The organism is Micromonospora musae, assembly GCF_003626635.1.
GTDB classification, from domain to species: Bacteria; Actinomycetota; Actinomycetes; order Mycobacteriales; family Micromonosporaceae; genus Micromonospora; species Micromonospora musae.
Window position 1 is genome coordinate 78404 of sequence record NZ_RAZT01000003.1, and the last position, 13126, is coordinate 91529.

General features: G+C 74.6%; 14 protein-coding genes. 7 read left to right on the plus strand and 7 right to left on the minus strand.

The window, feature by feature from the left end:
- Window positions 1-118: 118 nt before the first annotated feature.
- Genes D7044_RS06215 through D7044_RS06225 form a run of 3 tightly spaced genes read right to left on the minus strand, consistent with a single transcriptional unit; the run spans window position 119 to window position 3146 of the window.
- Window positions 119-1069, minus strand: coding sequence for a VWA domain-containing protein (locus tag D7044_RS06215; protein WP_120683326.1), 951 nt, complete (start codon window positions 1067-1069; stop codon window positions 119-121).
- The gene (locus tag D7044_RS06220; protein ID WP_120683324.1) at window positions 1066-2061 is read right to left on the minus strand and encodes a DUF58 domain-containing protein; all 996 of its coding nucleotides are present in this window, start codon (window positions 2059-2061) and stop codon (window positions 1066-1068) included. The genes D7044_RS06215 and D7044_RS06220 overlap by 4 nt, the downstream gene beginning before the upstream one ends.
- Window positions 2040-3146, minus strand: a complete 1107-nt coding sequence (locus tag D7044_RS06225) for an AAA family ATPase (RefSeq protein WP_120683322.1) — start codon at window positions 3144-3146, stop codon at window positions 2040-2042. The genes D7044_RS06220 and D7044_RS06225 overlap by 22 nt, the downstream gene beginning before the upstream one ends.
- 243 nt (window positions 3147-3389) lie before the next feature.
- Here D7044_RS06225 and D7044_RS06235 point away from each other — a divergent pair, with 243 nt between their 5' ends.
- The 3 genes from D7044_RS06235 to D7044_RS06245 are packed head-to-tail and all read left to right on the plus strand — an operon-like array spanning window position 3390 to window position 6004.
- A complete protein-coding gene (locus tag D7044_RS06235; protein WP_120683320.1) occupies window positions 3390-3620 on the plus strand; it encodes a hypothetical protein in 231 nt (76 codons plus the stop codon).
- 22 nt (window positions 3621-3642) lie between these two features.
- Window positions 3643-4203 carry a PH domain-containing protein gene (locus tag D7044_RS06240; protein WP_199716512.1) on the plus strand — a complete coding sequence of 187 codons (561 nt, stop codon included), beginning with the start codon at window positions 3643-3645 and terminating at the stop codon, window positions 4201-4203.
- A 43-nt stretch (window positions 4204-4246) separates the two neighbouring features.
- Window positions 4247-6004, plus strand: coding sequence for a PH domain-containing protein (locus tag D7044_RS06245; RefSeq protein ID WP_407663397.1), 1758 nt, complete (start codon window positions 4247-4249; stop codon window positions 6002-6004).
- A 12-nt stretch (window positions 6005-6016) separates the two neighbouring features.
- Here the strand turns inward: D7044_RS06245 and D7044_RS06250 are convergent, their stop codons facing one another.
- The gene (locus D7044_RS06250) at window positions 6017-7099 is read right to left on the minus strand and encodes a phosphatase PAP2 family protein (protein ID WP_120688276.1); all 1083 of its coding nucleotides are present in this window, start codon (window positions 7097-7099) and stop codon (window positions 6017-6019) included.
- Between the two features lie 158 nt (window positions 7100-7257).
- Here D7044_RS06250 and D7044_RS06255 point away from each other — a divergent pair, with 158 nt between their 5' ends.
- Window positions 7258-7662 (plus strand): thioesterase family protein, encoded by a 405-nt coding sequence (locus tag D7044_RS06255; protein ID WP_120683314.1) that lies wholly within the window; start codon window positions 7258-7260, stop codon window positions 7660-7662.
- Complete coding sequence (locus D7044_RS06260) at window positions 7659-8492, plus strand: MBL fold metallo-hydrolase (RefSeq protein WP_120688277.1); 834 nt, start codon at window positions 7659-7661, stop codon at window positions 8490-8492. Before D7044_RS06255 ends, D7044_RS06260 begins: the two co-directional genes overlap by 4 nt.
- A gap of 8 nt (window positions 8493-8500) precedes the next feature.
- Here D7044_RS06260 and D7044_RS06265 read toward each other — a convergent pair whose 3' ends face one another.
- Window positions 8501-8944: a MarR family winged helix-turn-helix transcriptional regulator gene (locus tag D7044_RS06265; protein WP_120683310.1), complete on the minus strand. Its 444-nt coding sequence runs from the start codon at window positions 8942-8944 to the stop codon at window positions 8501-8503.
- 77 nt (window positions 8945-9021) lie between these two features.
- Between D7044_RS06265 and D7044_RS06270 the strand changes: the two genes are divergently transcribed.
- Entirely contained in the window at window positions 9022-10263 is a 1242-nt protein-coding gene (locus tag D7044_RS06270) for a multidrug effflux MFS transporter (protein ID WP_120688278.1), read from the plus strand.
- 83 nt (window positions 10264-10346) lie between these two features.
- Here the strand turns inward: D7044_RS06270 and D7044_RS06275 are convergent, their stop codons facing one another.
- Complete coding sequence (locus D7044_RS06275) at window positions 10347-11282, minus strand: carbohydrate kinase family protein (protein WP_120683306.1); 936 nt, start codon at window positions 11280-11282, stop codon at window positions 10347-10349.
- 113 nt (window positions 11283-11395) lie between these two features.
- On the opposite strand from D7044_RS06275, the gene D7044_RS06280 reads away from it, so the two are divergent.
- Entirely contained in the window at window positions 11396-11794 is a 399-nt protein-coding gene (locus D7044_RS06280; RefSeq protein WP_120683472.1) for a nuclear transport factor 2 family protein, read from the plus strand.
- On the opposite strand, the gene D7044_RS06285 is transcribed toward D7044_RS06280, so the two are convergent.
- The gene (locus tag D7044_RS06285) at window positions 11764-12942 is read right to left on the minus strand and encodes an XdhC family protein (protein ID WP_120688468.1); all 1179 of its coding nucleotides are present in this window, start codon (window positions 12940-12942) and stop codon (window positions 11764-11766) included. The genes D7044_RS06280 and D7044_RS06285 overlap by 31 nt on opposite strands.
- Between the last annotated feature and the right edge of the window lie 184 nt (window positions 12943-13126).

A 13126-nucleotide genomic window follows, 5' to 3' on the forward strand; every position in this document is an offset into this window, starting at 1 on the left:
ATCACGCTCGCCGGGCACCGACCGATCACGTCGGCGTTCGCGCACCGCTCCTCGACCCGCCGTGCTCGTGGTCGGCCGAGACACAACCGTCCCGGCCGATCACGAGGGCGGCCGGCCGTCACAGCATCCGGGACGACCAGAGCAGGCTCAGCGCCCCGGCGCAGAGCGCGAGCAGCAGCGCGACACCCGCGTACCACTGGGTGATCTCCCGAGGCTCCGTCCGGAACCCGATCGAGCTGCCCATGTCCTGGTAGACCTGCTTCAGTTCGGTCACCGAGGCCGCCTCGTAGAAGTAGCCCTCGGTCGTCTCGGCCAGCTCCGCCAGGGCCAACCGGTCCACCGGCACCCGTTGCAGCTGCCCGCCGATGTCCACCTGCCCGCCGTCGGTGCCGAAGGCGATGGTGGAGACCGGCACGTTCGCCGCCTGCGCGGCCGCGGCCGCCTCCTCCACGGCGCGCCCCGCGGTGCGGTAGCCGTCGGAGAGCAGCACGATCCGGGCCGGCGGGATGCCGGCGGCACCGTCGGCGGGCACCGAGCGGATCGCCTCCAGGCTGGTGAAGACGGCCTCCCCGGTGGCGGTCGCCTCGGCGAGCACCAGCCCGTCGATCGCGCCGGTCACCGCGCCCCGGTCCTTGGTCGGCGGCACCAGCACGTTCGCCGACTTCGCGAAGGAGACCAGCCCCAGGTTGTAGCTCTCCGGCAGCTCGTCGACGAACTGCTTCGCCGCCTCCTGGGCGGCCTCCAGCCGGTTCGGCGCCACGTCGTCGGCCTGCATCGACAGCGACACGTCGATGGCGAGCATGACGGTCGCCCGCTCCAGCGGCTCCTTGGTGTCCACGGCCGGCCGGGCCAGCGCGGTGGCGAGTACGAGCAGGCAGAGCAGGAACGCGGTCGCCGGCACGTGCCGACGCCAGCCGAGGCCCTTCGGCGCGAGGGTGCGCAGCAGCTCCACGTTGGTGAAGCGCATCGCGTACGCGCGGCGGTTCAGCTGCCGCCACACGTAGAACGCGGCGAGGGCGAGCACCGGCAGCACAGCCAGCAGCCACCACGGTTGCACAAAACGGATCATCGTGTCGTCCCTCGGGTGCGGGTGTGCCGCTGCGCGGCCACGAAACGCACCATGTCCAGCAGCCAGTCTCGGTCGGTACGCAGGCGAAGATGCGCCGCCCCGGCGCCCCGCAGCGCGGCGGAGATCTCCGCGCGCTGGGCGGCGGCCGCCTCGGCGTAACGGTGGCGCAGCCGCGGGTCGGCCGTCTGCACCTCGTGCAGCTCGCCGCTCTCCGGGTCGACCACCGGCAGTACACCCACGTCGGGCAGCTCCAGCTCACGCGGGTCGACCACCTCGACGGCCAGCACGTCGTGACGTACCCGCAGCTTGCGCAGCGGCCGGCTCCACTGCGCGGGCGGGGCGAGGAAGTCGGAGACGACCACCGCCAGACCACGCCGGCGGGGCGGCCGGTTCAGCATCTCGATCAGGGCGCCCAGGTCGCTGCGGCCCGGCCTCAGTTCGGTGCCGGCGACCGCGCGGAGCAGGCCCTGGGCCTCCCGGCGCCCGGACCGGGCGGGCATCCGGGTCAGTACACCGGGACCGGCGGGTGGTGGACCGCCGCGACGTCGACCGGCGGGCGCCGCCCCGGCTCCGGTGCCGATCACCGCGCCGACCCGGTTGCCGCCGCGCACGGTCAGGTGGGCCATCGCGGCCACGGTGGCCACCACCACGTCCCGCTTCAGCCACCTCCCGGTGCCGAAGTCGAGGCTCGCGGAGAGGTCCACCGCCAGCCACGTCTCCAGCTCCCGGTCGGCGACGGTCCGTCGGACGTGCGCGGTGGTGGTACGCGCGGTCACCGGCCAGTCCATCCGGCGTACGTCGTCGCCGGGGCGGTACTCACGCGACTCCCCCGCCTCGCTGCCGGGGCCGGGCAGCAGTCCCACGTAGTCGCCCTGCAGGAGCCCGTCGAGCTTGCGGGTGACCAGCAGTTGGAGGCGGGAGAGGACGGCCTCCGACCGGTCGGCGGGGGCGGGACGAGGGGTGGCTGAGGTCACGGGTGCTGCCCGGGCCATCCGGCGGCCGGGGGCGGCGCGACGGGCGTCGGCGTCGCCTGCTGTCTCGGCGCCACCGAGGGCAGCGGGATGGTGGCCATCACGCGGTGGACGATGTGGTCGGCCGGTACGTCGTCGGCGAGCGCGTCGTAGCTGAGGACCAGCCGGTGGCGCAGGATGTCCGGCGCGATGTCCTGCACGTCCTGGGGCAGCGCGTAGTCCCGGCCGCGGAGCAGCGCCAGCGCCCGGCTGGCCCGGACCAGCCCGAGCGAGGCGCGCGGGCTGGCACCGTACTGGATGAGCTGCGCGACGTCCGGCATGCCGTGCTCGGCCGGGGTTCGGGTGGCGAGCACCAGCCGGACCGCGTAGTCGACCAGGGCGTTGTGCACGAAGACCTGGTCCGCCTTGCGTTGCAGCGTGACGAGGTCGGTGGCGCTGAACACCGGCGTCGGTTCCGGCGCGGCCACCCCCATCCGGTAGACGATCTCCCGTTCCTCGGCGTCGGTGGGGTAGCCGACCACGATCTTCATGAGGAAGCGGTCCCGCTGCGCCTCCGGCAGCGGGTAGACACCCTCCTGCTCGATCGGGTTCTGGGTGGCCATCACCAGGAACGGGTCCGGCACCCGGTGGGTCTCCCCACCGATCGAGACCTGCCGCTCGCTCATCACCTCGAGCAGCGCCGACTGCACCTTGGCCGGCGCCCGGTTGATCTCGTCGGCGAGCAGGAAGTTCACGAAGACCGGACCGAGTTCGGTGTCGAACTTCTCGCTCGACTGCCGGTAGATGCGGGTGCCCATGATGTCGGCCGGCACCAGGTCGGGGGTGAACTGCACCCGCGCGAACGAACCTCCGACGACCTTGGCGAGGGTCTCCACGGCGAGGGTCTTGGCCACCCCGGGCACCCCTTCGAGCAGGCAGTGACCGCGGGCGAGGAGCGCGACGACCATCCGCTCCACCATCCGGTCCTGCCCGACGATCACCCGCTTGATCTCGAAGAGCGCCCGTTCGAGCAGGGTCGCGTCCTCGGCGGGGGTGGTCACCGGCGCGGGCGCCTGCGGTGCTGTTCCGTTCGGCGTCGGGGCGTCGGGCGTGGTCGGCTGGGCCACCGGTCCTCCACAGCATGATCGGTTGTCGCGGCGTGGTGCGTGTCAAGACTCGCATGCCCGGCTGAGTACCGAGGTGGGGAGAAGGCGATTTCCGCCACCGCGTCCTGAGCGACCGGATCGCCACCTTCGGGGTGGACAGAAAGGGCACCGGCGCGTGTACGATTCACCCGTCGCCGGGCGGCTCCCCCCGTGGCCGCCCGGCGCTCAACCTCTCTCTCCCGTCGCCACCCTAGACTGGCCGGGATGAGCACTCCCTTCCCCACCGACGAGCCGCTGATCTGCTCGGCCAAGGGATGCCACGCGCCCGCGACGTGGGAGCTGCGGTGGAACAATCCCCGACTGCACGACCCCGACCGGCGCAAGACGTGGCTCGCCTGCCCCGCGCACCGCGAGACGCTCGGCGACTTTCTCGACGCACGCGGCTTCCTGCGTGCGGTCGTACCACTGGCCGGATCGCCTACGCTCGAAGCGTGAGCGCGCAGAACGGAACACCCCGGTGAGCGCCGCGGAGTCCCACCAGCCGCCGGCCGTGCCGGGCCCCCTCCCGTCCGGGCCGGGCCGACCGTCGGCGGGACCGCTGGAGCCGTGGCCGGAGACCGTCCGCTGGCAGCCGATCTCCCGGGACCTGATCTGGGTCGAGTTGCTCCGGCTCGCCGCCGTGCTGGCGGTCGTCGGGGTGGGCGTGGTGATCGGCTGGGTCCTCAGCGGGCACTGGATCTTCGGGCTCGCCCTCGCGGTCGTCCTGCTGCTGGGGGTGGGTCGCGCCGTCTCGATCGTCCGCGCGGTCGGGGCCTGGGGCTACGCCGAGCGCTCCGACGATCTGCTGGTGCGGCACGGGCTGCTGGTCCGGCGGCTCTCCATCGTCCCGTACGCCCGGATGCAGTTCGTCGACGTCAGCGCCGGGCCGCTGGAGCGCGCCTTCGACCTCGCCACCGTCCAGCTGCACACCGCCGCGGCGGCGAGCGACGCACGGGTGCCGGGGTTGCGGCCGGCCGAGGCGTCCCGGCTGCGCGACCGGCTCACCGCCCTGGGCGAGGATCGGGCGGAGGGGCTGTGATCGTCCACTCCGGCCCGTGGCCGGTCGCCCCGGAGCGCGCCCGATGAGCGACGGACCGGCCGAGCCGGCCGCCCGCCCACCCGCGCCGCCCCCCGAGCCGCCGCCCGCCGGCACGCCGGCCCCGCCGGTGCCGACGGCACCACCGGCATCCGCACCCGCAGCTCCGCCGACGACATACCCCGCCGCCCCGCCATACCCGAGCGCGCCGTACCCCGGCGCTGCGCCGTACCCGGATGCCCCGCCCTACCCCGGTCCCCCGCCCCACCCGGGCGCTCCGCAGTACCCGGGCGCGCCGCAGTACCCCGGTGGTCCGCAGTACCCGGGCGCGCCGCAGTACCCGGGCGCGCCGTCGTACCCCGGGTCGGCGCCGTACCCCGGCGGAACCTGGCCCGCGGGGCCCTACGGCCCGCCGCAGCCGGCCGGGCCGGGCGGGTACGTCCGACCCGGTCCGCCGGCCTGGAGCAACCCGGTGGAGCCCCGGCAGCGACTGCACCCGCTGAGCCCCGCCCTGCACGGCGCCAAGTCGCTCGTCGTGGTGATCGCCGGCCTCTCCTGGTCGACCCTGTCCCGGGTGGGCTTCGGCTGGTTCGCCGCGCTGGTGGTCGCGCTGGCCCTCGGGGCGACCGTGCTCTCGATCATCAGCTGGTACAACACCGGCTACCACGTGGTCGGCCGGGAGCTGCGGGTGTACGAGGGGTTGCTCTGGCGGCGTACCCGCGCGATCCCGCTGGAGCGGTTGCAGGCCGTCGAGGTGGTCCGGCCGCTGCTCGCCCAGCTGACCGGGCTGGCCGAGCTACGACTGGAGGTGGTCGGCGGCGGCAAGACCGAGGCGCCGCTGGCGTACCTCACCGTGGCCGACGCGGCCGGGCTGCGGGCCCGACTGCTGGCCCTCGCCGGCCAGGCCGGGCAGCCCGCGGTCGCGCCGACCCCCGGCGAAGCGGTAGCCGCTCCGGCCGAGCCGGTCACCACGGCGACCCAGGTGCCGCCCGGCCGGGCGCTGCACACCGTGCGCAACAACGATCTGCTGGTCAGCCAGCTGCTCACCCCGCAGGCGTTCCTGCTGCCGTTCGGCGTGGCGTTCGTGGTGGTGCAGTTCCTCTCCGAGGACTCCTGGTCGTTCATCGCGGTGGCGAGCACGCTCACCGCGATGGCCGGGGTGGTGCTGCAACCCGTCCGCCGGGTCCTCGACGACTGGAACTTCCGGATCGCGCGCGACGACGGGACGCTGCGGGTACGCAACGGCCTACTGGAGACCCGGGCGCAGACCGTCCCGCTGCACCGGGTGCAGACCGTACGGGCCACCTGGCCGCTGCTCTGGCGGATGAAGGGCTGGCTGCGGCTGCGGTTGGAGGTGGCCGGCTACTCGGTCGGCGAGGGCGACGAACGCAACCGTCCGGACCGGCTGCTGCCCGTCGGCGACCTGCGCACCGCCGAGTTGATCGTGGGCGAGGTGCTGCCCGGGGTACGCCTGACCGGGCTGCCGCTCACCCCACCGCCGTCGCGGGCCCGCTGGCTGCACCCCCTCGGGCGCAACGCCCTCGGCGCCGGGCTGCACGAACGGGTCGTGGTGGTCCGCTCCGGGCTGCTCACTCGGCAGCTGACCGTCGTGCCGTACGCCCGGATCCAGAGCGTGCGCGTGGTGCAGGGGCCGCTGCAGCGCTGGTTGCGGCTCGCCACCGTGCACGCGGACACCGCCGGCGGTTCGGGTGCGGCGGCCGAGTCCCGTGACGTCGCCGAGGCGTGGGCGCTCGCCGCCGAGCTGGCCGCGCGCACGCACGCCGCCCGCCGGGTCACCGGCTGACCGGAAACCGGCTCAGCCGGTGATCCGGACCTGGGCCGGGTCGGCGGCCGGCGCGGCGTCGCCGGCCGGCGGCTTCCCAGCGGCCGGACGGTCGTCGGTCGGCGTCGGGCCACCGCCCGTCGCCGGAGCATCGGCCGGTCCCCGGCGGGCCCGTCGGGCGGCCCACCATCGCTCGGCCAGACCGACGACGAGGAACGTCACCCCGACGTACGCCCAGCCGACCAGCACGTCGATCACGTAGTGCTCGCCCGAGTAGACCAGGGTGAAGGTCATCGCCAGCGGGTAGGCCAGCAGCAGCGGCCACCAGCGCTTGCGGGTGGACGTCAGGAAGAACAGCACCACGAAGAGCGCCCAGGCGGTGTGCAGCGACGGCATCGCGGCCACCGGGTTCGAGGCGATCTGGCCGGCGTTGAGCAGGTTGCCGGCGCCGTGCATGCCGAACTCCTTCCACCCCCGGGTGGAGATGCGGGCCACCTCCTCGATCAGGCCGTTCTGCGCGGCCCACCACGGCGGGGCCGCCGGGTAGAGGAAGTAGGTGACCAGCCCCGCGGCGCAGAGGAAGCCCCAGCGCCGCATGTACGCCCCCCAACGCGCCCGGTTGCGCAGCCAGAGCACTGCGGCGGCGCTGAGCGCGACCACGAAGTGGGAGAAGTAGACCCAGCTGGCCGCGACGTCCCACCACTGCACCTCGGGCCGGTACAGGTGCTGCTGGAGCCAGATGGTGGGCACCTGCCCGCCCGTCGCCCAGCCGAACATGAAGCGGTCGGCGGCGACCAGCTCGTACGCGTGCGGAACGGCGCCGTTGTCCGCGAAGCCGCGGGAGAGGTTGTACACGGCGAAGAGCAGCACCACCGGCACCCAGTCCCGGGCGAACCGCAGGTGGCTGCGCCAGGGCCGGGACGAGTGCCAGGCGATCGTGGCCGCCCAGATCCAGACGAACGCGTACGCCGGGTCGGTGGGTAGCCCGATCAGGAGCCAGCCGGCGACGAAGGCCACCGCCCAGATCGTCATGGCGACCAGGCGGCGACGCCCGCCGTCCGGCGGCGGGGACGGGTCGGTCCGGGCAGGGGGCTGGGGGTCAGTCACGACGGCCATCGCGGTCAAGGTTAACGGCGGGCGGGACATCGACCGACGCCAGCCACCAGCGCGTCGGCGCACCGGTCGCCGGCCCCGGGCGGAGGCGTCGGCCTCCGGGGGCCGTCCGCCCGTCGCGGGCATGGCCCCCGAGCCGCCCGGCACCTAGGCTGTGGGCCATGCAGGAACAGCCCGAGCCCGGTATCGCGCCGGGGCTGAGCGCCCGGGTGGAGTTGACCGTCACCGACGCGGACACCGCGCAGGCGGTCGGCTCGGGGGACGTGCCGGTGCTGGGCACGCCCCGCGTCCTGGCGCTCGCCGAGGCGGCGACGGTGGCCGCGACCGCCCGGAGCCTGCCGGCCGGCATGACGACCGTGGGGATCCGCGTCGAGCTCGACCATCGGGCCGCCACCCCGGTCGGGGGGCGGGTGCAGGCGCAGGCCCGGCTCGCCGAGGTCGACGGGCGGCGGCTGGTGTTCGAGGTGCGGGTGACCGACGGTGAGGAGGTGGTGGCCGACGGGCGCGTGGAGCGGATGCTCGTCGACCGCCGGCGCTTCGTGGAGCGGGTGACCCGTACCGCATGACCGGCAGCTTCGTCGAGGTCGCCGACGGGGTGCACGTCCTCAACGAGCCGCTGCTCGACGTCAACGTCACGCTCGTCGTCGGCGACGGCGCCGCCCTGCTCGTCGACACGCTCTCCACCGCCGGTCAGGCCACCGAACTCGCGGCCGCCGCCCGGGCGGTGACGACCGCCGGGTGGACGGTGGTGAACACCCACCGCCACTTCGACCACTGCTTCGGCAACGCGGTCCTCGCGGCGGATCCGCCCCGCCCGGTCTACGCGCACGAGCGGGTGACCGCCGCGCTGCGGGAGCACCCGGACCGGCTGCGCCGGGAGGCGTACGACGAGGTGTCGGCCGACTGGCCGGCGCTCGCCCCCGGGCTGGCCGACACCGTGCTGCTGGCCCCGACCCACTCGGTGCGCGCGGAGACGGTGTTGGACGTGGGCGGCCGGCGGGTGCTGCTGCGTCACCCCGGCCCCGGCCACACCGACGGCGATCTGGTGGTGCACGTGCCCGACGCGGCGGTGCTGGTCGCCGGGGACCTGGTCGAGGAGAGCGGGCCGCCCGCGTTCGAGGACGCGTACCCGCTGCGCTGGCCGGACGCGGTGGCCGACCTCTTGCGGTTGTGCACAGCGGCGACGGTGGTGATCCCCGGGCACGGCCGGCCGGTGGGCGTGGAGTTCGTCCGGAGCCAGCACCGGCAGCTCACGGAGTTGGCCGGGCTGATCCGGGAGGGGCATCGCGACGGGGTCGCCCCGGAACGGCTCGCGGTCGACGCCCCGTTCGGCCCGGAGGCCGCGCTGACGGCGATCCGCCGGGGCTACGCCGAACTCGACGCCACCGGCGGCTGAGCGGGCGGTCAGCCGGATTCGCGGAGCAGCTCGGCGAGGCGCTCCAGGTGCGGCACGGCGGCGGTCAGCGCGTCCCGCGCCTCGGGGTCGAGCTGGTTCAGCGCGTCGGTGAGCAGGGCCACCCGGTGCCGGTGGTGGTCGGCGATCCGCTGCCGCGCGGCCTCGGTGCTCCGCAGCCGCGCCACCCGGCCGTCCACCGGGTCGCGCTCGCGGAGCACCAGTCCGGCCGCGACCAGGTCGCGGACCAGCGTGCTGACGGTGTTCGGCGCGGTACGCATCCGGGCGGCCGCCTCCTTGACGCTCACGCCCGGGTGCGCGTGGACCAGCAGCATCAGCTCCGCCTGCGCGTCGGGCAGCTCGGCGCGGTTCGCCCGCCGGGTCGCCGAGCGGCGCAGCAACCGGTGCAGATCGCCCACGAGCGCGCCCAGCCGCGCCATGCTCTCGCTCGACATGACCTTCCTCACGGGGAAATACCTCTGACTACAGAGCTAAGGTTACCCGCTGGAGTCGCCGTGCTGGGGGGAGAACCGTGGTCCAGGTCGCGCACACACCCGTACCACCGCCGTCGGGCGGCCGCGAGGCGAACGCCGGGCCGGCGCGCGGCGGTGCGGGCCTGGTGGCGCTGCTCGGCCTCTTGACCGCGTTCGGGCCGCTCTCCCTGGACATGTACCTGCCGGCGTTTCCCGCCATGGCTCGCGACCTCGGGGCGGATCAGGCGCACATCCAGCTCTCGCTCACCACCTGCCTGGTCGGCACCGCCGTCGGACAGTTCGTGACGGGCCCGCTCAGCGACCGGTTGGGGCGGCGCCGGCTGGTGCTCGCCGGGGTGCTCGCGTACGCCCTGTTCTCCCTGGTCTGCGCGGTCTCACCGAACGCCTCGGCACTGGCCGTGGCGCGCTTCGCGCAGGGCTTCGCCGGCGGGATGGGCGTCGTGGTGGCGCGGGCGGTGGTCCGCGACCTGCACTCCGGCCGGGCCGCGGCGAAGTACTTCTCCCAGCTCACGCTGATCTTCGGCGTCGCCCCGGTCGCCGCACCCGGCATCGGCAGCCTGGTGCTGCGGTTCGGCTCGTGGCGGGCGGTCTTCGTCGTCCTCGCGGTGATCGGCCTGCTGCTCGCCGTGGCGGTCGCCCGGCGGTTGCCCGAGACCCTCCCGGTCGAGCGGCGCAACGGCGCCGGCCTGGCCAGCACCGTGCGGACGATGCGCATGCTCGCCACGGACCGGATCTACGTCGGCTACGTGCTCACCCAGGCGCTCGCCTTCGCCGGGCTGTACGCCTACATCTCCGGCTCGTCCTTCGTCTTCCAGGACGTCTTCGGCGTCTCCGACACCACCTTCAGCCTGATCTTCGGGCTCAACGCGCTGGGCCTGGTCGCCCTCGGCCAGGCCAACGCGCGGCTGCTCGACCACTCGGGCCCACGGACACTGCTGACGCGCACCCTGATGGTCGGCACCGTGGCCGCCGCCGGGCTGCTCGCGGGTGCGGTGGTCGGCAGCCCGTGGACGGTGGCGGCCTGCCTCTTCGTCTTCGTCGCCTCGCTGGGCATGGTGGCGCCGAACAGCACCGCGCTCGGGCTGGACCGCCATCCCCGGCACGCCGGCAGCGCGGCAGCGCTGCTCGGCACGGTCCAGTCGGTGATCGGGGCGCTCGCCGCCCCGCTGGTCGGTCTCGGCGGCGAGGGCAGCGGCGTGCCGATGGCTGCGGTGGTCGCGGGCGCCGTCGTGCTCTCCCTCGGCACCGTCCTGACCCTGACCCGCCGCGCGTCCGACTGAGGCCACCGTCCACCGGGTCGCGCCCGCACCACACCGATCCGGCCGCGACCCGCTCGCGTGCCCAGCCGCCGGGAGGGCGCGACTCAGTCGGCGAAGCGGGCCAGGACGGCGTCGCGGGTCGGCATCGACGTGGCCCCACCGGGCGACTCGCAGACCAGCCCGGCGACGCGCAGCGCGAACACCACCCGCTCGATCCACTCCGCAGGCTCCGCCGGTTCACCGCCCACGAGCAGGTCGGCGATGATCGCCGCCATCACCGAGTCGCCCGCGCCGGTGGTGTCCACCGGGTCGATCCGGGGCGCCGGCACCCGGACCGGGTCCGCGTCGGCGGCGGCGAGCAGGGCGCCGTCGGCCCCGAGGGTCACCACCACCGTCGCCGCACCGAGTTCCCGCAGGTACGCGGCGACGCCCTCGGTCGGTTCGCCGGGATAGAGCAGCGCGGCGTCGGCCTCGCTGAGCTTGACCACGTGCGCGCCGGCGGCGAACTCGGCCACCACCTCGCGCAGCTCGGTCAGCGCGGCCGTGCCGTCGAGCAGCCGCGGGCGCACGTTCGGGTCGAAGACCCGCAGGCCGGAGGCGAGCGACCAGGCCCGTCGGGCCGCGGCCAGCACCGTCGGCCGGAGCAGCACCACGGACCCGCAGTAGAGCACGTCGGCCCCCTCCACCAGGGCCACGTCGAGGTCGTCGACGTCGAGCAGCCCGTACGAGGGCGGCTCGCCGTAGAAGCGGAAGTCCGGCTCCGCGCCCGAGTGGGTGATCACCGCGAGCGCGGTCGACGCGGGCACGGTGACCACCCCGTCGAGCCCGACGCCGGCCGAGGCGAGGAAGTCACGGATGCGGCCGGCCAGGGCGTCGTCGCCGAGCGAGCCGACGAACTGCGCCGCGCCGCCGAGCCGGGCCACCCCGACCGCGACGTTCAGCGGCCCGCCGCCGATCGCCTGCCGGTAGACCGGCGCCCCGTCGTACTCGGTCTCGATCAGGTCGACGAGTGCCTCACCGAGCACCATCGCGTATCCCATTCCGGTCCCTCCCGTTGTCGCAGGCCGCCGCGCCGCCCGACGGAACGGGGTCACCCGCGCCCGACGTCACGCTCGGAGAGATCTTGTCGTACCAGGCTGGCACAGTGCGCACCGTGGCGAATGTCGAAGAGACGGTATTGACGTACTGGGCCGCGTGCGAGAGCCGGGACTGGGCGCGGATGGGCGCGCTGCTCGCCGACGACGTGGTCTACCACCTGCCGCAGAGCCGGGAGCGGATCCGGGGCCGCGACGCGTACCTCCAGTTCAACCGGGAGTACCCGGGCCGGTGGCGGTTCTCGGTGACCCGGGTGACCGGCGCCGGCGCGCGGGTCGCCAGCTGGATCACCGCCACCTCCGACGCCGAGGAGCTGCCGGCGGTGACCTTCTTCGACCTGGACGAGGCGGGCCTGATCAGCGTCATCACCGAGTTCTGGCCGGAGCCCTACGAGCCGCCACCGGGGCGCGAGCACCTCGTCGAGCGCTACCCGGCCGCCACGGCGCGATCCGCCTGACCGGGGCCGTGGATCGGTCCGGCCAGCTCGGCCAACGGCCGTCCACTGCCCCGCCAACGGTCCGCGACGATCTGCGCCGCCACGCTGACCGCGGTCTCCTCGGGGGTACGACCACCGAGGTCCAGCCCGATCGGCGAGGCGAGCCGGGCGAGCTGTTCCGCGGTCACCCCCGCCTCGCGTAGGCGCTTGCGCCGCTCGTCGTGGGTACGCCGGGAGCCCATCGCCCCGACGTACGCCATCGGCCGGCGCAGCGCCAACGCGAGCACCGGCACGTCGTACTTCGGGTCGTGGGTCAGCACACAGATCGCCGTGCGCCCGTCGATCCGGCCCGCGTCGAGCTCCGCCTGCAGGTAGCGGTGCGGCCAGTCGACCACCACCTCGTCCGCCTCCGGGAAGCGCCGGGCGGTCGCGAAGACCGACCGCGCGTCGCAGACCGTCACCCGATAGCCGAGGAACGCCCCGATCCGGGTCACCGCCGCGGCGAAGTCGATGGCACCGAAGACGATCATCCGGGGTGGGGTGGTGTACGCCGCGACGAAGAGACTGACCCCGCTGCCGCGGCGCTGCCCGTCGTAGCCGTACCGGAGCATTCCGCTGCGGCCGGCGGTGAGCAGTCCGAGCGCGTCCGCGGCGGCCGCGGCGTCCAGCCGCTCGCTGCCGAGCGAGCCGAGGACCCGCTCCCCGGCGAGCACCAGCCGTCGGCCCAGCCGCCCCGCCGGATCGGCGGGAGCCGTGCCGGGTTCGTCGCCGGCGTCGGCCCCGACGCAGGTGACGACGGCGGTCGGCGCCCCGCTCCGGCGCGCCCCGGCGACCGTGCCGAGCTGCGGGAAGCCGATGGGCTCGATCCGCTCGACGAAGACCTCCAGCACTCCGCCGCAGGTCAGGCCGACGGCGAACGCGTCGTCGTCGCTGACGCCGTAACGGATGAGTTCGGGCGTGCCACCGGCGAGCACCTCGCGTGCCCGCTCGTAGAGGTCCGCCTCGACGCAGCCGCCGGAGACGCTGCCGGTGACCGCGCCGTCGGCGGTTACGAGCATCGCGGCGCCGGGCGGCTGCGGGGCCGACCGCCAGGTGGCCACGACCGTGGCGAGCGCCACCGCCTCCCCGGCCCGCCAACGCCGGTGCAGCTCGTCGAAGGCATCCCGCACCCGCACCACCTCACCCCCGGGGCGTCGCCTGCCCGGCACCGCCGGACGGGTTAAGTCCGACTATGCCCACTAAATCAGTCCTATCCGGAATATATGGTCGCAACGACGACGAGGGGGTGCGAGTTGGTGAAGTCTCAACAGGCTGTCCAGACCACGCCGACCCCGGACAGCGCGGTGGTCCGGG